Here is a 20,733-nt window from a genome sequence, read left to right on the forward strand (position 1 = left end):
TGCGGCGTTCTGTGGAAGGGATTTCAGGGAGGTCACATCACCCGGGTTCGTCATAAGCGTCATTGCATCTGTAGGAGCGGCTTCAGCCGCGACGGCGTTCCCGGCAAGGCCTCGTCGCGGCTAAAGGGCACCTCGAACAACCTGCCACGACCTGGAGCCAGGGGCAGCATCTGTCGCAACGGCACCAGAGCGGCGCCTGATCGTGGTGGTTGGGAGGCTGAGGTGGCCGCTCGGCCACCTCAGCCGATCACGCCGGCACCATGGCCCGCTCCTGTAGCCGTGCCAGCCGCATCACGTTATGGCTGGCGACCTTCAGCCCGATCACCACCTTTGCCCGCGCCAAGCCGATGCAGCGTACGAACTTGCCGCCTTGTTGGGCCAAGCGCGCAAACGGGTGCTCGCCGAACACCCGATCCTTGGCAATGCGACGGTTCCGGCGCTTTGCTGCCTCGCTCAAGGGCTTGCGTGCCTGCCCTTGATGTTGGATCGCGGGGCGGTAACCACGCTTTTTCAGGTCTGCTTCTCGCGCTGCATCGGCATACCCGCTATCGGCCCATACCGTGCGGCCGGTGTTGTCCGGGTCCAGCACCTGCTCGAAGTGGCGGCTGTCGTGCACGTTGGCCGCGCTCACGTCGTAGCGGCGGATGAAACCCCAGCGGCGGTCCGTGCTGGCGTGCAGCTTGTAGCCGTAGAACGTCACCCCATGCTTCCTGGTCCAGCGTGCCTGCACGTCTTTCTGCGCACGCTTGGCATCACTCCAGTCCTGGCCGACGTCATCGCCCTGCTTGATCTGCGCGTTCTCCTCGCGCGTGTTGCGCTGGATCGGAGCGCTGACGATGCTGGCGTCGATGATCTGACCGCCGCGGGCAATGAACCCAGCACGTTGCAATTGCTCACCGATCGCCGTGCTGATGTCGCCCATCAGATCCTTGGTCTTGAGCCGTTCGCGCCACACCCAGATCGTCTTGGCGTCGGGCACCTTGCCGCTGTGTTCCAGTCCAAGGAATTGCTGGAAGCTGCGCCGATCCAGCACCTGATACTCCAGCGCATCGTCGGAGAGGTTGTACAACTGCTGCAACAGCAGCAGCTTGATCATCATCTGCGTCGGCCAAGCCGGACGGCCGCCGCGCTTGCCGGTACCCAAGGACAGCTTCGCGTCTACGGCGTGAGCAATCCCGGCAAAGTCGATATGCCGTGACAGCAGAGCCAGAGGATCGCCGATCTGCTGCCGCTTGGCTTCGCGTTCGTGGCCGGCAAACAGGCTGATCATCGTGGCGTCCTCGGCGTGTTCTCCAGACCAATGATGCCAAAGGTGGGGTTTTTAGAGGTGCCCTAAAGCCGCTCCTACGCGTATGCCCCCAGGATGGTTGAAGGTGCGCTGTATTACCGACGCTCTGGCGGTAATGCGTCGGGGCTGAAGCCCCTCCCACAAAGGGAGATGCCGCGCGTGGAGTGGTCACGGCGACCGTTGTGGGAGGGACTTTAGTCACGACGCATTGCCGCCAAAAGCGTCGGGACTGAAGCCCTTGCACAAGAGAGTTGCGCCGTGTGGAGGGCAAGCGAATTGCGCGGTAATGGCACGTCTTTTGGATTGCCAAGCGCCTGCTCGGCAGCATCTCGCTGATGCGGGGGTAGGAGCGGCTTCAGCCGCGACCGTCGTGGCGCCATGCGTCGCGGCTGAAGCCGCTCCTACGACAAGCGATGTGCGATCACGCCACTCGATGTCTCAGCCGACAGCAACCCTGCGAATCTCCAATCCCCGCCCCTCAATCATCCACCCGCTCGCCCATCAGCTCGCGCTGGCGCTTGTCCAGTTCCTCGGCATAGCGCTTGCGCACGAAGCTTTCGCTCAGCACGCCCAGTACCTTGCCGTGCTCGTCGACCACCGCCAGTTCGTCGCTCTGGGTCAGGTCGAACTGACGCATGGCGGTGACCACGTCGGTGTCGGCGGGCAGGGCCACGTCGCGGTTGCCGGCGTAGTCGACGATGGCCGCGTCGGCGTTGACGCCGTCGGCGTAGGCGGCGGCCAGGGTGACCAGGCCGGCGTAATGGCCGCTCTCGTCCTCCAGCACCACGCGAGTGCCCGAGCCGAGCGGGAAGCGGCGGCGGAATTCGGCCACGCTGGTGGTGGCGGCCAGCGGATGCACGTCCTTCTGCATCATCCGCCCGGCGCTGAGGTGCTTGACCCAGCCGACGTCGCGCGCGCTCTTGATGGTCTCCCCGCGCAGGTGCAGGCGCCAGGTCGAGAACGAGTAGCCGAAGATCTGCCGGACGATGGTGTTGGCCACCAGCACCGCCACCATCACCGCGCTGGCCAGCACGAAGTCGTGGGTGCCCTCGAGCACCAGCATCGCCATGGTCATCGGCGCGCCGATCACCGCGGCGGCCATCGCCGCCATGCCGGCCAGCGACGCGGCGGTGCCGTCGACCAGGGCCATGCCGCTGCCGAGATTCAGCACGCCGGCGAACAGCCCGCCGACCAGCGAGCCCATGAACAGCGAGGCGAAGAACAGGCCGCCGCGGAAGCCGAAGCCCAGCGAGATGGCCGAGCCCAGGCACTTGAGCAGCAACAGGATGCCCAGCCAGCGCAGCGAGGTCGGGCTGGTCAGGTCCAGGTGCAGCGCGCCGTGTCCGGAGGACAGCACCTGCGGGGTGATCAGCGCCAACGGGATCAGCAGCAGGCCGCCGGCCACCGGGCGTGCCCAGCGCGGCAGCGGGCTGCGGTTGATCGCCTGTTCGATCGCGCCGATCAGGCGCATCACCGCCACCGCCAGCAGGGCGCAGAGCACGCCCAGCAGCGCGTACAGCACGTAGTCGCGCGCCTCCAGCGCCGAGGCCGCCGAGGCCGGCAGCAGGTACGGCTGCACCCCGGCCAACTGCGACACGAACACCGCGCCCAGCGAGGCCACCGCCACCGGTGCCAGCGCCGACGGCGAGTAGGCGCCGATCACGATCTCGAAGGCGTAGAACGCCCCGGCCAGCGGCGCGCCGAACGCGGCGGCGATGGCCGCGCCGGCGCCGGCGCCGACCAGGGTGCGGATGTCGGCGCGGCGCAGTCGCAGCACCCGGCCCAGGTGCGAGCCGCTGCCGGCGCCCATCTGCGTGTACGCCGCCTCCAGGCCGACCGAGGCGCCGACGCCGTTGGAGAACAGGGTCTGCACGGAGACGATCAGGTTGTCGCGCATCGACATGCGGCCGCCGTACAGCGCGTTGGCTTCGACGGCGTCGACCAGTTGCCGCTTGCGCGCGCGTGCGGCCATGCCCAGCAGGCCGACCAGCAGCCCGCCCAGCGGCAGCACCAGCAACTGGTGCACGCTCAGTTCGGACATGGCGCTGAGCCGCTCGTCGGCCTCCAGGCCGTACAGCAGGGCCTGCGCGCCGTGCGCCAGGCTGCTCTGCAACAGGGTCAGCAGGCCGGCGATCACGCCGACCAGCAGGGCCAGGGCGATGAACCAGACATCGCTGGCGCGCAGGCGCCGGCGCAGCGCGTCGGCGAGGCTGTGCGAGGCGTCGGCCAGTCCCGGCCGCGGGCGCATGTTCACGGCGCGCGACCCTATTTGACGCGGCGGACCTTGGCGCGGGTGTTGTAGGTGCCGACCTGCATGTACCAGACGCCCATGATGCCGGGGGTGATCTTCACCTTGGGTGCGGCGAGGTGCACGCCGGGCAGGCTCGCCGCTTCGGTCTGTTCCCACTCCTGGCCGTTGGCCAGCACGTAGTGGCGTCCCTTGGCGAAGCCGGAGAACTCGCCGATCAGGGTGCTCTCGATCGGCTCGGCGCTGCCGAAGTCGAAGAAGCCGCGGTTCTTGGTGATCACCTCGCGGCGGCCCTCTTCCTTGGCCTTTTCCAGCGCCACCGCGGTTTCTTTGGCGACCTTGCCCTGCAGCCAGTCGTTCAGCACGGCCAGCTCCTGTGGCGAGAGCTTGTCCAACCCGGCCGCCTTGAACTCCTGCGGCGACATCTGCGTCTGCAGATCGCCGGAGACGGTGCGCTGGGCGAGCGCGGGGGCGGCGGACACGGCGAGCGCCGCGCACAGGACCAGGGGAGCGAGACGCGCGAGGGACATGGCGGGGATCCGGGCAGTGGGATGCGCCGTAGTGTAGTCGCAAGCGGTGACCGCGCACGGGACGCCGGGCGCGCCCGAGACCGCGTCGGCGTCCGATTCAGTCGTCGGCGGAGGCGGGCACGGCGGTGGCGCGTGGCGGCCGCCGGTACACGAAGTCCGGGGCCGGCGCGGCGGCTTCGCGCTGTGCCAGCGCCTGCAGCGCCGCGTGCGCCGGGGCGCGTTCGCACACCGGGTCCAGGGTCGCGGCATCGCCGCTCAGCGCCAGCGCCTGGCAGCGGCAGCCGCCCCAGTCGACCTCGCGTTTCGGGCAGCCCTGGCACACCTCGGGCATCCAGGCGCTGCCGCGGAAGCGCACGAAGGCCTCGCCGTCTTCCCAGATCGCCGCCAGCGGGCGCGTGCGCAGGTTCTCGAAGCGCATGTCCGGCAGGGTCTCGGCGGCATGGCAGGGCAGCACGTCGCCGCGCGGGGAGATGTTGACGAAGCGCTGGCCCCAGCCGCCCATGCAGGCCTTGGGCCGGTGCGCGTAGTAGTCGGGGGTGACGAAGTCGATGTGCAGGCGGTCCTGCAGGCGCAGCCGGGCGGCGTCCACCGCGGCCACGGTCGCGTCGATCTGCGCGCGGCTCGGCATCAGCGCGGCGCGATTGCGCAGGCCCCAGCCGTAGTATTGGGTGTGCGCCACTTCCAGGCGTTCGGCGCCGAGCTCCAGCGCCAGCTCGATCATCGCCGGGACACGTTCGGCGTTGTGGCGATGGATCACCGCATTGATCGTCAGCGGCAGGTCGAGCGCGCGCACCGCCGCGGTGAACGCGCGCTTCTTGGCCAGGCTGTCGCGGTAGCCGGCGATGCGGTCGGCGCCGGCGGCGTCGGCATCCTGGACGCTCAGTTGCACGTGTTCCAGCCCGGCCGCGGCCAGATCCGCCAGCATCGGCGCGCCACCGGCCACGCCGGAGGTGATCAGGTTGCTGTACAGGCCCAGCGCGCGTGCATGCGCGACCAGCGCGGGCAGGTCCTTGCGCAGCATCGGTTCGCCGCCGGAGAAATGCGCCTGCAGCACGCCCATCGCCGCGGCCTGGTCCAGCGCCGAGCGCCAGCCGGCCGTATCCAGTTCCTCGCGCAGGCCGGCCAGTGCGATCGGGTTGGAGCAATACGGGCAGGCCAGCGGGCAGCGATGGGTCAGCTCCAGCAGGATCGACAGCGGCGGCGGCACCGAGGCGTTCACGCGCGCAGCAGCCGTTTGGCGTGCAACTGCTGCGCCAGTTCGCGCACGTCGTGTTCGACCTCGGCCGGGTCGGCCTCGAATTCGGTCGCCAGTTCCGCCGCGATCGCCGCCAGGCTGCGCGCGCCGTCGCAGCGCGAGACGATGGCGTGGGCGATGGCGTCCAGTTCGATCACCCGCTCCGGCGCCAGCAGCACCCATTGGTCGCGCGCGCGGTCGTGCTGCAGGCGCACGCCGGCGGCGAGCCGCGGTTGGCTGCTGGCGTCCAGTGCGCTCATGCCGCGGCCTGCGCCGCGTCCGGGACGAACGCGTCCGGCCAGGCCACGCCCGGTTGCACGTAGGCGAAGTGCAGCGCATCCAGTTGCGACCACAGCACGCCGCACTTGAAGCGCAGCGCGTCCTGCACCAGTTGCTGCTTCTCCACGGTGTCGGCGTGGCGCTTGACGTAGTCCAGGGCGAAGTCCGAATCGCGCGGCGCCTCGTGCAGGCGATGCTCGAAATACGCCAGCGCCTCGCGCGAGACGAAGTCGTAATGCTGCAGCATGCCGGCGACGCGGTGGCCGATGATGCCGGGCGCGAACAACTCGGTCAGCGACGAGGCGATGGCCTCCAGCAGGCTCTTCTCGCGCACGAAGTGCAGGTAGGCCTGCACCGCGAAGCGGGTGCCGGGCAGCAGGCCGCGCCCGGACTGCACCAGGTCGCGGTCCAGTCCCAGCGCGTCGGTCAGGTGCAGCCAGCGGGCGATGCCGCCTTCGCCCTCGGTGCTGCCGTCGTGGTCGACGATGCGCTGGCGCCAGATCCGGCGCAGCGCCGGGTCGTCCATCCGCGCCAGGATCGCCGCGTCCTTGAGCGGGATGCAGCGTTGGTACTCGTAGCGGTTCAGCGCCCAGGCCTGGACCTGGCCGCGGTTCAGGCGGCCGCTGTGCAGCAGGGCGTGGAAGGGGTGCTGGTCGTGGTACAGCCGCGCCCCGATCCCGCGCAGCGCGGTTTCCAGTTGTTCCGGGCTCAGCAGTGCGCTCACGGGGTCGGTCTCGCAGGCGATGGGGCGGCAGGGGTCACAGCGCGATCTCCATGCCGTCGTGGGCCACGTCCCAACCGTGCGCGGCGACCGTTGCGCGCTCGGCGGAGTTGGCGTCGAGGATGGGGTTGGTGGTGTTGATGTGGATGAAGACCTTGCGTGCCACGCTCAGGTCGGCGAAGGCACGCAGGGTGCCGGCCTCGCCGTCGATGCTCATGTGGCCCATGCGCTGGCCGGTCTTGGCGCTGATGCCCAGTTGCACCAGCTCGTCGTCGCGCCACAGGGTGCCGTCGAAGAACACCAGTTCGGCGCCGCGCAGGCGCTCGCGCAATGCGTCGGTCAGCGCCGCGCAGCCGGGGATGTAGTGCAGGCGGTGCGTGCCGTCGTCGATGGTCAGGCCCAGCGTCTCCTCGGCCGAGCCGGCCAGGTCGCCGCTGTGGCGGGATTCCATGAACAGCGGCACCTTGCCCGGCACCGCGAACGGCGTGACCTGCAGGCCGAGCAGCGACAGCGGTGTGTCGAGGGCGAACGGATGGCGGTGCACGTAGGCCGGGTGCAGCGCGTCGAACACCGGGTTCTGCGCCAGCAGGTCGAGCACGCGGCTGCTCGCGTACAGGTCGAAGCGCTGGCTTTCGCGCATCGACAGCAGGCCGGCGATATGGTCGATCTCGCCGCTGGTCAGCAACACCGCCTCGATCGGCGAATGGCGCTGGTCGCGCTGTGGCCATAGTGCGGGGGTGGCCAGCACTTGCTGGCGAAAATCGGGTGAGGCGTTGATCAGCAGCCAGCGCTGGCGGTCGACGCTGACCGCGATGCTGGCCTGGGTACGGCGTTGGGCACCCGGGTGTTGCTGCCACGCGCGTTGGCTCGCGGGCGTGTGGCAGTTCCACTGCGGATGCCCTCCGCCTGCCGCCGATCCCAAAACGATGAGGTGCATCCGGTCTCCGTTGATGGCGCCTGGCCGGTCGCGCTTCGGTCGCGGGAAGGGAGGAGTGCGCGGGTCAGAGCTCGCCGGAGGCGTAGCAGTTGATTTCCGCGCCGACGCAGATCTCGCGGATCACAGGCTTGTTCCACTTCTTCATGTGCGTTCCTCTTCGAGTCGGTCCAGGGACGACGGCAGCGGCGCATGCAGACAGCAGCGGGTCGCCGTCGCGTCGAGCATAGGCGCGGGGATTTGGGCGGTTGTGAAATTCCGGTAAAACCGCCGCAAGTCGCAACCGGATCACAGTGACGCGGCGGTGCGTATCCGCCGGACGCCCCGCGCGCGCGGCCGGCGCAATTGTGAGAACGCGCACAAGCGCGTTAGTGTAGGCGGCACCGTTTTGTCGACTGCGTCCGTCCTTGAACCACACCGTCCACTCCGGCCTGGAGGCGTTGCTGCAGCGCCCGTCGGCCGCGACCCTGGCGCCCGCCCTGCGCGCGGCGCTGCTGCAGGCCTGGCAGGCACAGGCCGAGCCGCTGCCGCGGCTGCCGTGGCCGGTGCTGGCCGACACCCTGGACGCGCTGGCGCTGCTGTCGGCCGACGAGGCGTCGCTGCTGGCGGCGTTGCTGTTCGACCTACCGGCCTTGCGCGCACAGTTGCCGCAGTTGCCGGTGGCGCCACCGGCGCGGGCGCAGGCGGTGGCCGGTCTGCTGGAGGCGCAGGACGCCGCCGACCCGGTGTGGGCGCTGCATGCCGGGCGCGAGGCCGGGCGCAACAGCGAAGGCCTGCGCCGGCTGCTGCTGTCGATCGTGCAGGACCTGCGGGTGGTGCCGATCCTGCTGGCGCGGCAACTGGCGCAGATGCGCGTGGCCGACAAGGCGCCGGAGGCGCAGCGCCGCGCGCTGGCGCAGCTGACCCGCGACATCCACGCGCCGCTGGCCAACCGCCTGGGCATCTGGCAGCTGAAATGGGAGCTGGAGGATCTGGCGTTCCGGCACCTAGAGCCGGACACCTACCGGCGCATCGCCCGCGAGGTCGACGAGAGCCGGGTGGCGCGCGAGCGCTACATCGATGCGGTCAAGAAGATCCTGTCCACGGCGCTGGCCGAGCAGGGCCTGCGCGCGGAGATCAGCGGGCGGCCCAAGCACATCTACAGCATCTGGCGGAAGATGCAGAAGAAGCGCCTGGCCTTCGACCAGCTGTACGACCTGCGCGCGGTGCGGGTGATGGTCGACGACGTCGCCGCCTGCTACGCCGCGCTGGGCGTGGTGCATGCGCTGTGGGCGCCGGTGCCCAGCGAGTTCGACGACTACATCGCCCGGCCCAAGGCCAACGACTACCGCTCACTGCACACCGCGGTGGTCGGGCCGGAAGGGCGCACGATCGAGGTGCAGATCCGCACCCACGACATGCATGCGCAGGCCGAGCTGGGCGTGGCCGCGCACTGGAAGTACAAGGAAGGCGGCAAGGGCGCGGAGAAGGCCTTCGACCGCAAGATCACCTGGATGCGGCAGCTGCTGGAACAGTCGCAGGACGGTGAGCAGGGCGGGCTGGCCGGGGCGCTGGACGCCGAACTGGTCGAGGACCGGGTCTATGCGCTGACCCCGATGGGCGAGGTGATCGACCTGCCGCAGGGCGCCACGCCGCTGGATTTCGCCTACCACGTGCACACCATGGTCGGGCACCGCTGCCGCGGCGCCAAGGTCAACAACCGCATCGTGCCGCTGACCCACAAGCTGCGCAGCGGCGACCGCGTGGAGATCCTCACCGGCAAGGAGGCCGAGCCGCGCCGCGACTGGCTGCTGCCGGCCAACGGTTACCTGGCCAGCGGACGCTCGCGCGACAAGGTGCGCGCCTGGTTCCACAAGCTGGACCGCGCGCGCAACGTGCAGGCCGGCAAGGAACTGCTGGAGCGCGAGCTCAAGCGCCTGGGACTGCAGCAGGCCGACCTGCTGCCGGCGGCGAAGAAGTTTCATGCCGATGGCGTGGAAGAGTTGTACATCCAGGTGGCGCTGGGCGATGTCGGCCCCAGCCAGGTCGGGCGCGCCCTGCACGAGGCCGAGCGTGCCGCGGCGCAGCCGGCGGCGCCGGCCATGCCGCGGCCGACCGCACGGCGCACCGGCCTGGGCAAATCCAAGTTCACCGTGCAGGGCGTGGGCAATCTGCTGGTGCAACTGGCGCGTTGCTGCCAGCCGGTGGCCGGCGAGCCGATCGCCGGGTATCTCACCCGTACCCGCGGCGTCACCGTGCACCGCAGCGACTGCGCGGCGTTCGCGCGGCTGGCCGCCAGCCATCCGCAGCGGGTGCTGCCGGTGGAGTGGGGCCAGGCCGGCGGCGGCTACGAGGTCGACGTGCTGGTGCGCGCGGTGGACCGGCGCTGGCTGCTCAAGGACATCACCAACCTGATCGCCCAGGAAGAGGCGCACGTGCTGGAGATCAACAGCGACAACGTGCGCGACAGCGGCCTGGCGCAACTGCGGCTGCGGCTGAAGGTCGGCGATTACGGGCAACTGTCCACCTTGCTCGGCAAGCTCGACGCGCTACCGGGCGTGCACGAGGCGCGGCGGCTGGGCTAAGGGCAGCGCCGCGGGGGCGCCCGCCGTGGCGATGGCCGTTGCCATGCACAGCTGTTCGTCATCGGGCCGACGCTAAGCTTGCGCGGTGAGCATGCCGCCGGATCACGTCAGGGACGAACCCACGCGCAGGCAGCGGCCGGTGCCGCTGTGGCGCGATCGGCGTGTCTGGCGCTGGGCGCTGGCGATGCTGCTGGTGCTGGGGATGGCCGTGGTGGTGTTCCGCCGCCCGCTGGCCGACCTGATCTGGCCGGAGACGCGTATCCAGCAATTGCTCGATCAGGGCCACGCGGCACTGCGCGCGGGCCGGCTCAGCGCCGCCGACGGCAGCGGCGCGCGCGAGCGCTTCGAAGCCGCGCTGGCGCTGGACAGCGACCGCATGCAGGCGCGCATCGGCTTGGCCGCGACCGGGCGTGCGGCACTGGGGCAGGCGCGTGCGGCGCTGGCCGCCGGGCGCTATCCGCAGGCGCGCGAGGCGCTGGCGCTGGCGCGCGCGCTGCAGGTGCCGCGCGCCGATGCTGACCGCATCGAGGCGGCACTGCGCGCGCGCGAGGCCGCGCACGCCGGCATCGATCAATTGCTGCAGCGGGCGGCGCAGGCGCGCCGCGACGGGCATCTGGACGATGGCCCGGACGCGGCCCTGCCGCTGTACCAGCGGGTGCTGGAGTACGCGCCGGAACGCACCGCGGCGCTGGAAGGTCGCGAGGATGCGCTGTCGGAACTGCTGCAGCACGCGCGCAGTGCGCTGGCGCGCGGCGACCTGGTTGCCGCCGCGGCGCTGGTGGAGCGCGCGCGTGGCTATGACCCCGGGCATGTCGACCTGCCCGAGACCCAGGCGGAACTGAACCGGGCGCTGGAGCGCCTGCAGCGCGAGGCCGAGCAGGCCCTGCGCCGGCAGCGCCTGGACGCGGCGGCACACGCGTTTGCGCAGTGGCACGCGGCGGTGCCGGATGCCCCCGGCGCCAGCGACGGCCTGGAGCGGGTGGCGGCGGCCTATGCGCTGCAGGCGAGCCGTGCCGCCGCCGATTTCCGTTTCGGCGAGGCCGAGCGCGCCTTGCGCAAGGGCCAGGCCCTGGCGCCGGACAGCCGCGCGCTGGCCGATGCGAAGCAGGCGTTGCAGCGCGCCCGGCAAAGCCAGGCCACGCCGCCTTCGCGGGTGTCGCCGGCCGAGCGCGAGCGGCGCCTGCAGCGTCTGCTGGCCGAGCTGCAGGCCGCCGAGGCGCGCGGCGACTGGCTCACACCGCCCGGCGCCAGCGCCTACGACACCTTGCTGGCGGCGCAGACCCTGGCGCCGCGCGATGCGCGGGTGCGCGCGGCCGAGCAGCGCGTGCTGGCGGCGCTGCGGCGCTGTTTCGACGATGCCATGCGCGGCAACCGGGTGCTGGCGGCGAGCGCCTGCTACGACGCCTGGCGCGCACTGGCGCCGGGCGGCAATGGCCTGGTCACCGCGCGCCGGCGCCTAGCGCAGCGCTGGCTGGCGGTCGGCGACGAGCGCCTGAGCGGCGGCGATGCCGCGTTCGCGCGGCAGGCGTTGCAGCGTGCCCGCGCGATCGATCCGGCCACCCCGGAACTGGCCGCCTTCGAGCGGCGTTTGCGCAGCCTCAGTCCGGGGCGTTAGTGGGCGCAGTGAAGTGGGTGCTTCCCCAGGCTGATGGTGCGGCGCGTCGGGACTGAAGTCCCTCCCACAGGGGGGCGCTGAGCGATTCCGGCGATCAGTTGTATCTCCGCGGCTGCGTGCGTCCTGGTTTGCCGTGCCCGCGTGGGGGTGCGACAGCGCCTGCCGGGTGCCTGCCATGGCGGCAATGCCTGCAGCACCGTTGTGGGAGGGACTTCAGTCCCGACGCGATCGGCCACGGCGTGCCACCGCCGCTCAGGCCAGGAACGCCTCGCGCACCGTGGCGCGGGCGGCATCCAGCGAGAAGTGGGTTTCGATGTTGCGCAGGCCGTTGTCGGACAGCCGTTGCCACAGCGCCGGATCGGCGTACAGCTGCGCGATGGCGTCGGCGAACGCGGCGGGGTCGTCGGCGATCAGCACGTCCTCGCCATCGCGCAGGTGCATGCCTTCCACCGCGCAGGCGGTGGCCACCACCGGTTGGCCATGGGCCATGCTGAGGTTGACCTTGCCCTTGACCCCCGCGCCGAAGCGCAGCGGCGCCACGGCGATGCGCATGCCGTCCATGTAGGCGGCGATCTCGGGGACGTGGCCGAGCAGCTCGACGCCGGCGGTGGCCTCGCCGAGGCGGCGGATGTCCTCCGGCATGTCCGCGCCGATGCAGTGGAAGCGCACCTCCGGCAGGCGCAGGCGCACCGCCGGAAACACCTCCTGCAGGAACCAGCGCACCGCGTCCACGTTGGGCGCATGGCGGAAGCCGCCGACGAACACCAGGTCGCGGCGCTGCGCCCACGGCAGGCCGGGGCCGGCGACCTCGTGCAGGTTCGAGATCAGCGCCGTGCGCACCTGCGGCGCCTCGCGCTGCAACTGTTCGCGTTCGACCGCGCTGACCAGCACGGTCACGTCGACCTGTGCCATCACCTCCAGTTCGCGCGCGCGGGTGCGCTCGGCCTCGCGCAGCAGGCGCGCGTCGCCGGCGAGTTCGGCACCACGGCGTTCGCGCAAGTAGTGCAGGTCCACGGTGTCGAACAGGCGCCGTGCCTGCGGCGCGAACCGGCGCAGCAGCGGCAGGCAGGCATGGGCGACGTGGTGGCGCACCAGCAGCACGCTGTGGAAGCGTGCGCCGTGCTGCTGCAGGAACCAGGTCAGGTTCTTCAGGTACGGCGCGTACCACACCTCCACGCCGAGCCGTTGCAGGGTCTCGCTATGGCGGCTGGCATAGCTGCGCTCGCTGGGCACGAACACCACGTGCGCGCCTTCCTCGAGCAGCAGGCGGATCAGGTTGAGCTGGCGCAGCGAGGCGGAATCGCGGTCCGGCTGCGGCAGCGCTTCGTCCAGGATCAGTACCTGGCGCTGCCGGCGATGCAGCAGCGTTGGCGTCGGTACCTCGCCGGGTTGCAGGTGTTGCGGCAATACCTCGGCCCACTTGGCGGCGAAGACCGCACGATTGCGCACCTGGTAGGCCTTGATCCCGCTGCCGGTGTCGGTGCCGTTGCTGGTGCCCTCGTCGTGCACCACGCGGCTGGCCGGCTGCACCAGCGTGCGCAAGCCGGCGGCGCGTACCGCGAAAGCCAGGTCGGTGTCCTCGTAGTACGCCGGCATGTAGCGCGTGTCGAAACCGCCCAGCGCCAGGAAGCGCGCGCGCTCGATCGCCAGCGCCGCGCCGCTGCCGTAGTCGACGTCGCGCAGGTAGGCATAGCGCGGATCGTCGGGCGATTCGAAGCGGCCGTAGCTCCAGGCACTGCCGTCGGCGAAGACCACCCCGCCGGCATCCTGCAGGCGGCCGTCGGGATACAGCAGTTGCGCGCTGACCAGGCCGGCCTGCGGCAGCTGCGCGAACGTGTCCAGCAACGCGTCCAGCCAGCCCGGCTGCGGCACCGTGTCGTTGTTGAGGAACACCAGGTAGCGGCCCTGCGCGCGCGCAGCGCCGTCGTTGCAGGTGGCGATGAAGCCGCCGTTGCGCTCGCGTACGTGGTAGTGCAGGCCGACCACCTGCGGCAGCCACTGTGGCGTGTCGTCGCTGCTGCCGTCGTCGATCACCAGGATCTCGCAGGGCGCGGCCGGTGGATGCGCGGCCAGCGCACGCAGGCAGGCGAGGGTATGCGCGACGTGGTTGTAGACCGGGATCACGATGCTGACCAGCGGCGCGGGACTGTTCGGTACGGCGAACGGCGCGAACGGCGCCGCTTGCACCGCGAACAGCGCGCGCTGCGGCGGCGGCAGCGGTTGCGCATGCACGCGCAACCGCTCCCAGGTGCTGCGCCAGCCGCGCGTGCGCAGGCTGGTCAGGCCGCGCCGGACCAGGCCGGCCAGGCGGTTCAGGGCGTAGCGCGCATTCGCCCACGACATCGACATCCGGTACCACTCCAACTTAAACGAAGAGGCCGTCGCGCCGCGCTGCCCGCTGGGCTGCGCTAGACTCGGCGGAATTTACATTCTCGCATTCCCGTGCCCCGACGCTACGACGATCACGACACCGACGATCAGGACGACGCCCTGGACAGCCCCGCCGCCGTATGGCGCAGGCGCCTGCTTACCTGGGGCCTGGCCGCCGCCGCACTCGGCCTGGGCTTCCTGATTCCGTACACGGTCTATCTGAACAAACAGGTCACCCAGCGTTTCGGCGAACTGCGCTGGCAGATTCCCACCCGCGTGTACGCGCGGCCGCTGGTGCTGGCGCCGGACACGGCGATGGACCCGCAGACGCTGAAGACCGAACTCGATGCCGCCAGCTATCGCGCCGACGCCGGTGCCGAGCGCCCCGGCAGCTACCAGCAGGACGGCAGCCGCTTCACCATCGCCAGCCGCGGCTACGTCGACGTCGACGGGCGGGTTGCGCCGCGGCGCATCGAGGTGGGCCTGGCCGGCGGGCGCGTGGTGGCGCTGCGCGATGCGCAGACGCGCAAGGCGCTCAAGGCCGCGCGGCTGGATCCGGCGCGCATCGCCACGCTGTACGGGCAGAAGCAGGAAGAGCGGCGCCTGGTGCGCGTGGACGAGGTGCCGGAACTGCTGGTCACCGGCTTGCAGGCGGTCGAGGACCGCGACTTCAATTCGCACCACGGCATCGACCTCAGCGGCATGGTCCGTGCGGCCTGGGTGATGGTGCGCTCCGGCGGCAAGAGCCGGCAGGGCGCCAGCACCCTGACCCAGCAGCTGGCGCGCAGCGGCCTGCTCGGCATCGGCAAGGAACAGACCGTCACCCGCAAGTTCAACGAGATCCTGTACGCGCTGATCATGGAGGCGCGCTACGACAAGCGCACCATCCTCGAGGCGTATCTGAACCAGGTGTACCTGGGCCAGCGCGGCAGCCAGGCGGTGCATGGCGTGGCCTCGGGTGCGGAGTTCTGGTTCGGCCGCGAACTCGACGCGCTGGCGCCGGAGCAGGTGGCGCTGCTGATCGGCCTGGTCAAGGGGCCGTCCTACTACGACCCGCGGCGCTACCCCGAGCGCGCGCTGGACCGGCGCAACTTCGTGCTGGGCAAGCTGCGCGAGAGCGAGCTGATCGACGAACCCACCTACCGCAAGGCGCTGGCCGCGCCGCTGGGCGTGCCGGCCGAACCCGGCCTGGTCGCGGCCAACCGCTTCCCCGCCTATGTTGACCTGGTGCGGCGCCAGCTGGCGCGCGATTACCCCGAAAGCGCGCTGCAGGGCGCCGGCCTGAGCGTGCTCACCGGCATGTCGCCGTCGGCGCAGGCGTACGCCGAGGGCGCGGTGACCCGCACCATTACCGCGCTGGAGACCAACAAGAAGCGCCCGCCGCTGCAGGCCGGGCTGGTGCTCACCGACACCCACAACGGTGAGGTGCTGGCGGTGGTCGGCAGCCGCGACGTGGCCCAGCCCGGCTTCAATCGCGCGATCGAGGCGCAGCGCCAGGTCGGTTCGCTGCTCAAGCCGTTCGTGTACCTGCTGGCGCTGGCGCAGCCGGACCGTTTTTCGCTGGCCAGCTGGGTCGACGACACGCCGGTCACCGTGCAACTGGGCCGCGGCCGCACCTGGAGCCCGGGCAATTCCGATGGTCGCAGCCATGGCACGGTGCGGGTGGTCGATGCGCTGGCGCATTCCTACAACCAGGCCACGGTGCGCGTCGGCATGCAGGTCGGGCCGGAGCGCGTGGCGCAACTGGTGAAGGTGCTGGCCGGCATCGAGGCAGAGGTCAATCCCTCGCTGATCCTCGGCGCCACCGACCAGAGCCCGTACGCGATGGCGCAGCTGTACCAGTTCCTGGCCTCCGGTGGCGAGATCCAGCCACTGCATGCGGTGCGCGGCGTGCTCGATCCGCAGGGCAAGCTTCTGAAGCGCTACGACAAGACCCCGGCGCCGGCGCAGGAGGGCGATTCCATCGCCGCCAACCTGGTCGGCATGGCGCTGCAGCAGGTGGTCAGCAACGGCACCGCGCGGCAGTTGCTCAGCGATGGCCTGGGCAAGCTGTCGCCGGCCGGCAAGACCGGCACCAGCAACGACGGCGTGGACAGCTGGTATGCCGGCTACACCGGCGATCACCTGGCGGTGATCTGGATCGGCAACGACCAGAACAAGCAGACCGGCCTGTACGGCGCCACCGGCGCGATGCGGGTGTGGTCGGGCATCTTCTCGCGCCTGCCGAGCGCGCCGCTGCAGGTGCAGGGCAAGGGCATCGACTGGCAGTGGATGGACCCGGTGGGGTACAACAGCACCGACCCGAGCTGCCCCGGCGCGCGCCAGTTCCCGTTCGTGGTCGGCTTCGTGCCGGCGTATGCCGCGTGCACGCCGCCGCAGGCGCTGCCGGAAGAAGCCGCCCCCGCCGAGGGCGAGCACCAGGGCGGCGGCTGGCGCAGCTGGTTCGGCCTGGACAAGAAGAAAGACCCGCCTGCCGACGCGGCCGCGCCGCCGCCGGCGCATTGATTCCCGGATCCCGGATACCGCTCATGCCCCCACGTCTTCCCGCCATCGCCGCCCTCAGCCTGCTGCTCGCCTCCTGCGTCAGCGCCCCGCCGCCGCCGCCCCCGGCTGCGCCGGTGGACACCACCACGCCGGCGCAGCGCATCGCCGCGATCGACGCCAGCGGCGGTGCCGACGACACCGAACTGAGCGTACAGCCGCTGCGCGATCCGGAAGTGGAGGACCTGCGCGAGAGCGCCAAGCGCAAGCGCAGCGCCGGCGACCTGGCCGGCGCCGCCGCGGCGCTGGACCAGGCGCTGAAGCTGGTGCCGGACGACCCGGCGCTGCTGCAGGACCGCGCCGAAGTGGCGCTGCTGCAGAAGGACGACGCCCAGGCCGAAGCCTTCGCCAAGCGCGCCATCGACCTCGGCTCGCAGACCGGCCCGCTGTGCCGCCGCCACTGGGCGACCATCGAACAGGCACGCCTGGCACGCGGGCAGAAGGAAAACGCCGCCTCGGCGCACGCGCAGATCGCCGGGTGCACGGTGCCGGGGATCAAGAGGTACTAAAGGGCCGGGAATGGGGAGTCGGGAATGGGGAATGGGTAAAAGCTGCGTTTCTGGCGGCTCGTCACCCTGGCGGCGTTCGATCTTCCCGCTCTGCCGGCGGCCGTGACAGTGAGCGGGTAGCGCTGCTGCTCTAACCATTCCCTATTTCCGACTCCCCATTCCCATGTCGTTAGCTCACGCAAGCACCGAAGCCCTCAGTGAAGGCGGGGCGCTTGCGCGTCAGCTCGATGCGTTCGTGCCGCGGCCGGCGCAGTTGCGGTTGACCGCGGCGATCGCCGAGGCGTTCGAGCAGCGCGACGTGCTGCTGGCCGAGGCCGGCACCGGCACCGGCAAGACCTATGCGTACCTGGTGCCGGCGCTGTTGTCGGGGCTGAAAACCATCGTCTCCACCGGCACCCGCGCGCTGCAGGACCAGCTCTACCACCGCGATCTGCCGCGGGTGCGGGCGGCGCTGGGCGTGGGCCTGAGCAGTGCGCTGCTGAAGGGACGCGCCAACTATCTGTGCAAGTACCGCCTGCAGCAGGCCCGCGGCGAGCCGCGGTTCACCGCGCGCGAGCAGGTGGCGCAGTTCCAGCGCATCGTCGCCTGGAGCGGGCGCACCCGCTTCGGCGACATCGCCGAACTGGATGCGCTGGCCGACGACTCGCCGCTGCTGCCGCTGGTCACCTCCACCGTGGACAACTGCCTGGGCACCGAATGCCCGTTCTGGGGCGAGTGTTTCGTGGTGCAGGCGCGGCAGCGCGCGCAGGCGGCCGACCTGGTGGTGGTCAACCACCACCTGCTGCTGGCCGACCTGGCGCTGAAACAGGAAGGCTTCGGCGAGATCCTGCCCGGCGCACAGGCCTTCGTGATCGACGAGGCGCACCAATTGCCGGAGCTGGCGGCGAACTTCTTCGGCGAAGGTTTCGGCATGCGCCCGCTGCAGGAACTGGCGCGCGACTGCCTGGCCGAGAGCCGCAATGTCGCCGGCGCGCTGGCCAGCCTGCAGGCGCCGGCGCAGGCGCTGGAACAGACCCTGCGCGAACTGCGCGCGGCGATGGAAGGGCTGCCGGCGCGCGGCACGCAGTGGCGGCTGCTGGCCAAGCCGCAGGTGCGCGACGGTTTCGATGCGCTGCTGGCCGATCTGGCGCGGCTGCAGGAACCGCTGGCGGTGCTGCGCGAGGCCTCGCCCGGCTTCGACGCCTGCGCGGCGCGCGCGCGCGAACTGTGCACGCGGCTGGGCCGCTGGCTCGGCGAGGATGCGCCGATCCCGGACTTCGAGGCCGAACCGGAAGCGGACGCGCCGTCGAACGATGTGCTGTGGTACGAGCTGACCCCGCGCGGCTTCCGCTGCCAGCGCACGCCGCTGGACGTGTCCGGGCCGCTGCGCGCGCACCGCGAGGCCTCGCACGCGGCCTGGGTGTTCACCTCGGCGACGCTGGCGGTGAAGGGCGAGTTCGAGCACATCGCCACCCGCCTGGGCCTGCGCGATCCGATGACCCTGCTGCAGCCCAGCCCGTTCGACTGGGCGCGGCAGGCGCTGTGCTACCTGCCGGCGTTGCCCGACCCCGCCGCTCGCGGCTTCGGCACGGCGCTGATCGCCGCGTTGCAGCCGGTGCTGGAGGCCTCGCAGGGCCGCGCCTTCCTGCTGTTCGCCTCGCACCGCGCGCTGCGCGAGGCGGCCGAGGCGCTGCGCGACGGGCCCTGGCCGCTGTTCGTGCAGGGCGAGGCACCGCGCGCGACCTTGCTCGATCGCTTCCGCGCCTCCGGCAACGGCGTGCTGCTCGGCTCGGCCAGCTTTCGCGAGGGCGTGGACGTGGTCGGCGATGCGCTGAGCGTGGTGGTGATCGACAAGCTGCCGTTCGCCGCGCCCGACGATCCGGTGTTCGAGGCGCGCCTGGAGGCGATCCGCCGCGACGGCGGCAATCCGTTCCGCGAGGAGCAGTTGCCGCAGGCGGTGATCGCGCTCAAGCAGGGCGTGGGCCGCCTGATCCGCAGCGAGCGCGACCGCGGCGTGCTGGTGCTGTGCGACCCGCGCCTGCTGTCCAAGTCCTACGGCCGCACCTTCCTGGAGTCGCTGCCGCCGTTTGCCCGCACCCGCGACGTGGAGGACGTCCGCCAGTTCTTCGCCGCCGAAGCCCCGCCGCCGGGCGATAATCCCGAGGCCGGCATGTCGCCATCCGACTAGCCGCCGCGCCGCTCCTGCTTTTGCGAATCCCCAATCCCGCATCCCCAATCCCGGCTCCCGAATGAATCTGCTCGCCTTCGAAACCTCCACCGAAGCCTGCTCCGTCGCCGTCATGGTCGGCGACCGCGTGCTGGAGCGCTTCGACCTGGCGCCGCGGCGGCATGCCGAACTGGCGCTGCCGTGGGCCGAGCAATTGCTCGCCGAGGCCGGCATCGGCCGCCGCCAGCTCGATGCGGTGGCCTTCGGCCGTGGCCCCGGCGCGTTCACCGGCGTGCGCCTGGCGATCGCCGTGGCACAGGGCATCGCCCTGGCCCTAGACCTGCCGGTGCTGCCGGTGTCCACGCTGCAGGTGCTGGCGCTGCGCGCGCCGGCTGATGCGCCGCGGGTGCTGGCGGCGATCGACGCGCGCATGGGCGAGGTCTACACCGCGGCCTACGCGCGCCAGGCCGATGGCGGCCTGCAGGCGCTGACCGCGGAGCAGGTGATGAATCCGGAGGCCTTCGTGCTGCCCGAGCCGGAAGCGGCCTGGACCGCGGTCGGCACCGGTCTGGCCGCGGTCGATGGCACCATGCAGCGCCGTTTCGGCGCGCACTGGCGCAGCGCCGACGCGCAGGCGCTGCCGCATGCCGCCGACGTGCTGACCCTGGCCGCGGCCGCGTACGCGCGCGGCGAAGGCATCGCGCCGGAGCGCGCCGAGCCGGCCTACCTGCGCGACAACGTTGCCCTGACCCTGGCCGAGCAACAGGCGCAGCGGGCCGCACGATGAGCGCCGCGGTGACGCCCGGCGACCGCTTCCGCGGTTGCCTGCTGGGTCTGGCGGTGGGCGATGCGATTGGGACGACGCTGGAATTCAAGGCGCCCGGTAGTTTTGCGCCGATCGACGACATGGTCGGCGGCGGCCCGTTCGAGCTGCAGCCGGGGCAGTGGACCGACGACACCTCGATGGCGCTGTGCCTGGCGCACAGCCTGCTGTACCGGCAGGGCTTCGACGCCGCCGACCAGATGAACCGCTACTGCAACTGGTACCGGCACGGCTATCTGAGCAGCACCGGCACGTGCTTCGACATCGGCAACACCGTGCGCGCCGCGCTGGAGCGGTATCTGCAGGGCGGGCCGGCGTTCAGTGGCAGCGACGATCCGCGCGCGGCCGGCAACGGCGCGCTGATGCGACTGGCGCCGGTGGCGATGTTCTACGCGCAGCGCCCCGACGAACTGGCCGCGCGTGCCGCCGACAGTTCGCGCACCACCCATGCCGCGGGCGAGGTGCTGGACGCCAGCCGGCTGTTCGCGTTCCAACTGCGTGCCGCCTTGCTGGGCGAGGACCATGCGCAGGTGCTGCAGCCAACCGGTGCGCCGCCGATGCAGACCCCGGCCCTGCGTGGGCTGGTCGACCGCGACCATGCGGCGGTGCCGGCGGCGCAGATCCGCGGCACCGGCTACGTGGTCGATGCGCTGTCGGCGGCGCTGTGGTGCTTCGCGACCACCGACAATTTCGCCGATGCGGTGCTGCGTGCGGCCAATCTCGGCGACGACGCCGACACCACGGCCGCGATCTGCGGGCAGTTGGCTGGCGCGTTCTACAGCTTGCATGGCATCCCCGCGGCATGGCGCGCGCGGGTGCAGGATGCCGCGGAGATCGTGGCATTAGCCGATCGCCTATATTCAGCCAGCCTGACGCAGTGACGTCAGGCTGGGTGCCGACCGCCAGCGGCCAGCACCCGCGCGCACCGCAG

The 20,733-nt window shown here is 71.2% G+C and carries 16 protein-coding genes; 7 read left to right on the plus strand and 9 right to left on the minus strand.

What is annotated here, in order from left to right:
• Positions 1 to 247: 247 nt before the first annotated feature.
• From AC1G9L_RS06955 to pqqA, 8 genes are all read right to left on the minus strand, one after another.
• Entirely contained in the window at positions 248 to 1,270 is a 1,023-nt protein-coding gene (locus tag AC1G9L_RS06955) for an IS5 family transposase (protein ID WP_019798968.1), read from the minus strand.
• 496 nt (positions 1,271 to 1,766) lie between these two features.
• Complete coding sequence (locus AC1G9L_RS06960; protein ID WP_481071042.1) at positions 1,767 to 3,536, minus strand: chloride channel protein; 1,770 nt, start codon at positions 3,534 to 3,536, stop codon at positions 1,767 to 1,769.
• Between the two features lie 17 nt (positions 3,537 to 3,553).
• The gene (locus AC1G9L_RS06965; protein WP_019801933.1) at positions 3,554 to 4,066 is read right to left on the minus strand and encodes a hypothetical protein; all 513 of its coding nucleotides are present in this window, start codon (positions 4,064 to 4,066) and stop codon (positions 3,554 to 3,556) included.
• A 97-nt stretch (positions 4,067 to 4,163) separates the two neighbouring features.
• Positions 4,164 to 5,285, minus strand: a complete 1,122-nt coding sequence (gene pqqE, locus AC1G9L_RS06970; RefSeq protein ID WP_481070559.1) for a pyrroloquinoline quinone biosynthesis protein PqqE — start codon at positions 5,283 to 5,285, stop codon at positions 4,164 to 4,166.
• Positions 5,282 to 5,560 (minus strand): pyrroloquinoline quinone biosynthesis peptide chaperone PqqD, encoded by a 279-nt coding sequence (pqqD, locus tag AC1G9L_RS06975; protein WP_481070560.1) that lies wholly within the window; start codon positions 5,558 to 5,560, stop codon positions 5,282 to 5,284. The genes pqqE and pqqD overlap by 4 nt, the downstream gene beginning before the upstream one ends.
• A complete protein-coding gene (gene pqqC / locus AC1G9L_RS06980; RefSeq protein WP_019800047.1) occupies positions 5,557 to 6,303 on the minus strand; it encodes a pyrroloquinoline-quinone synthase PqqC in 747 nt (248 codons plus the stop codon). The genes pqqD and pqqC overlap by 4 nt, the downstream gene beginning before the upstream one ends.
• Before the next feature lie 34 nt (positions 6,304 to 6,337).
• Positions 6,338 to 7,237, minus strand: a complete 900-nt coding sequence (gene pqqB / locus AC1G9L_RS06985; protein ID WP_481070561.1) for a pyrroloquinoline quinone biosynthesis protein PqqB — start codon at positions 7,235 to 7,237, stop codon at positions 6,338 to 6,340.
• Between the two features lie 64 nt (positions 7,238 to 7,301).
• A complete protein-coding gene (gene pqqA, locus AC1G9L_RS06990; RefSeq protein WP_481070562.1) occupies positions 7,302 to 7,652 on the minus strand; it encodes a pyrroloquinoline quinone precursor peptide PqqA in 351 nt (116 codons plus the stop codon).
• On the opposite strand from pqqA, the gene AC1G9L_RS06995 reads away from it, so the two are divergent.
• Positions 7,642 to 9,798 carry a RelA/SpoT family protein gene (locus AC1G9L_RS06995; RefSeq protein ID WP_481070563.1) on the plus strand — a complete coding sequence of 719 codons (2,157 nt, stop codon included), beginning with the start codon at positions 7,642 to 7,644 and terminating at the stop codon, positions 9,796 to 9,798. The genes pqqA and AC1G9L_RS06995 overlap by 11 nt on opposite strands.
• Before the next feature lie 184 nt (positions 9,799 to 9,982).
• Positions 9,983 to 11,413, plus strand: coding sequence for a hypothetical protein (locus AC1G9L_RS07000; protein WP_481071044.1), 1,431 nt, complete (start codon positions 9,983 to 9,985; stop codon positions 11,411 to 11,413).
• A gap of 252 nt (positions 11,414 to 11,665) precedes the next feature.
• On the opposite strand, the gene AC1G9L_RS07005 is transcribed toward AC1G9L_RS07000, so the two are convergent.
• Positions 11,666 to 13,762: a glycosyltransferase gene (locus tag AC1G9L_RS07005; RefSeq protein ID WP_019802212.1), complete on the minus strand. Its 2,097-nt coding sequence runs from the start codon at positions 13,760 to 13,762 to the stop codon at positions 11,666 to 11,668.
• A gap of 93 nt (positions 13,763 to 13,855) precedes the next feature.
• On the opposite strand from AC1G9L_RS07005, the gene mrcB reads away from it, so the two are divergent.
• The 5 genes from mrcB to AC1G9L_RS07030 all read left to right on the plus strand — a co-directional run bounded on the left by mrcB (position 13,856) and on the right by AC1G9L_RS07030 (position 20,683).
• Entirely contained in the window at positions 13,856 to 16,288 is a 2,433-nt protein-coding gene (gene mrcB, locus AC1G9L_RS07010) for a penicillin-binding protein 1B (protein WP_267114506.1), read from the plus strand.
• 23 nt (positions 16,289 to 16,311) lie between these two features.
• Positions 16,312 to 16,833 (plus strand): tetratricopeptide repeat protein, encoded by a 522-nt coding sequence (locus tag AC1G9L_RS07015; protein WP_481070564.1) that lies wholly within the window; start codon positions 16,312 to 16,314, stop codon positions 16,831 to 16,833.
• Between the two features lie 163 nt (positions 16,834 to 16,996).
• Complete coding sequence (yoaA, locus tag AC1G9L_RS07020; RefSeq protein WP_481070565.1) at positions 16,997 to 19,000, plus strand: DNA repair helicase YoaA; 2,004 nt, start codon at positions 16,997 to 16,999, stop codon at positions 18,998 to 19,000.
• Positions 19,001 to 19,061: 61 nt separating this feature from the next.
• Complete coding sequence (tsaB, locus tag AC1G9L_RS07025; protein ID WP_481070566.1) at positions 19,062 to 19,766, plus strand: tRNA (adenosine(37)-N6)-threonylcarbamoyltransferase complex dimerization subunit type 1 TsaB; 705 nt, start codon at positions 19,062 to 19,064, stop codon at positions 19,764 to 19,766.
• Positions 19,763 to 20,683, plus strand: a complete 921-nt coding sequence (locus AC1G9L_RS07030) for an ADP-ribosylglycohydrolase family protein (protein WP_019800231.1) — start codon at positions 19,763 to 19,765, stop codon at positions 20,681 to 20,683. Before tsaB ends, AC1G9L_RS07030 begins: the two co-directional genes overlap by 4 nt.
• The last annotated feature ends 50 nt before the right edge of the window (positions 20,684 to 20,733 follow it).

The sequence above is a fragment of the Xanthomonas sp. NCPPB 1132 genome (genome assembly GCF_056629235.1).

Coding starts and splice junctions, on each gene's coding strand:
- AC1G9L_RS06955 (WP_019798968.1), bottom strand. CDS start 1,270: ATGATCAGCCTGTTTGCCGGCCACGAACGCGAAGCCAAGCGGCAGCAG.
- AC1G9L_RS06960 (WP_481071042.1), bottom strand. CDS start 3,536: ATGCGCCCGCGGCCGGGACTGGCCGACGCCTCGCACAGCCTCGCCGAC.
- AC1G9L_RS06965 (WP_019801933.1), bottom strand. CDS start 4,066: ATGTCCCTCGCGCGTCTCGCTCCCCTGGTCCTGTGCGCGGCGCTCGCC.
- pqqD (WP_481070560.1), bottom strand. CDS start 5,560: ATGAGCGCACTGGACGCCAGCAGCCAACCGCGGCTCGCCGCCGGCGTG.
- pqqB (WP_481070561.1), bottom strand. CDS start 7,237: ATGCACCTCATCGTTTTGGGATCGGCGGCAGGCGGAGGGCATCCGCAG.
- AC1G9L_RS07000 (WP_481071044.1), top strand. CDS start 9,983: ATGCTGCTGGTGCTGGGGATGGCCGTGGTGGTGTTCCGCCGCCCGCTG.
- AC1G9L_RS07005 (WP_019802212.1), bottom strand. CDS start 13,762: ATGTCGATGTCGTGGGCGAATGCGCGCTACGCCCTGAACCGCCTGGCC.
- AC1G9L_RS07015 (WP_481070564.1), top strand. CDS start 16,312: ATGCCCCCACGTCTTCCCGCCATCGCCGCCCTCAGCCTGCTGCTCGCC.
- yoaA (WP_481070565.1), top strand. CDS start 16,997: ATGTCGTTAGCTCACGCAAGCACCGAAGCCCTCAGTGAAGGCGGGGCG.
- tsaB (WP_481070566.1), top strand. CDS start 19,062: ATGAATCTGCTCGCCTTCGAAACCTCCACCGAAGCCTGCTCCGTCGCC.
- AC1G9L_RS07030 (WP_019800231.1), top strand. CDS start 19,763: ATGAGCGCCGCGGTGACGCCCGGCGACCGCTTCCGCGGTTGCCTGCTG.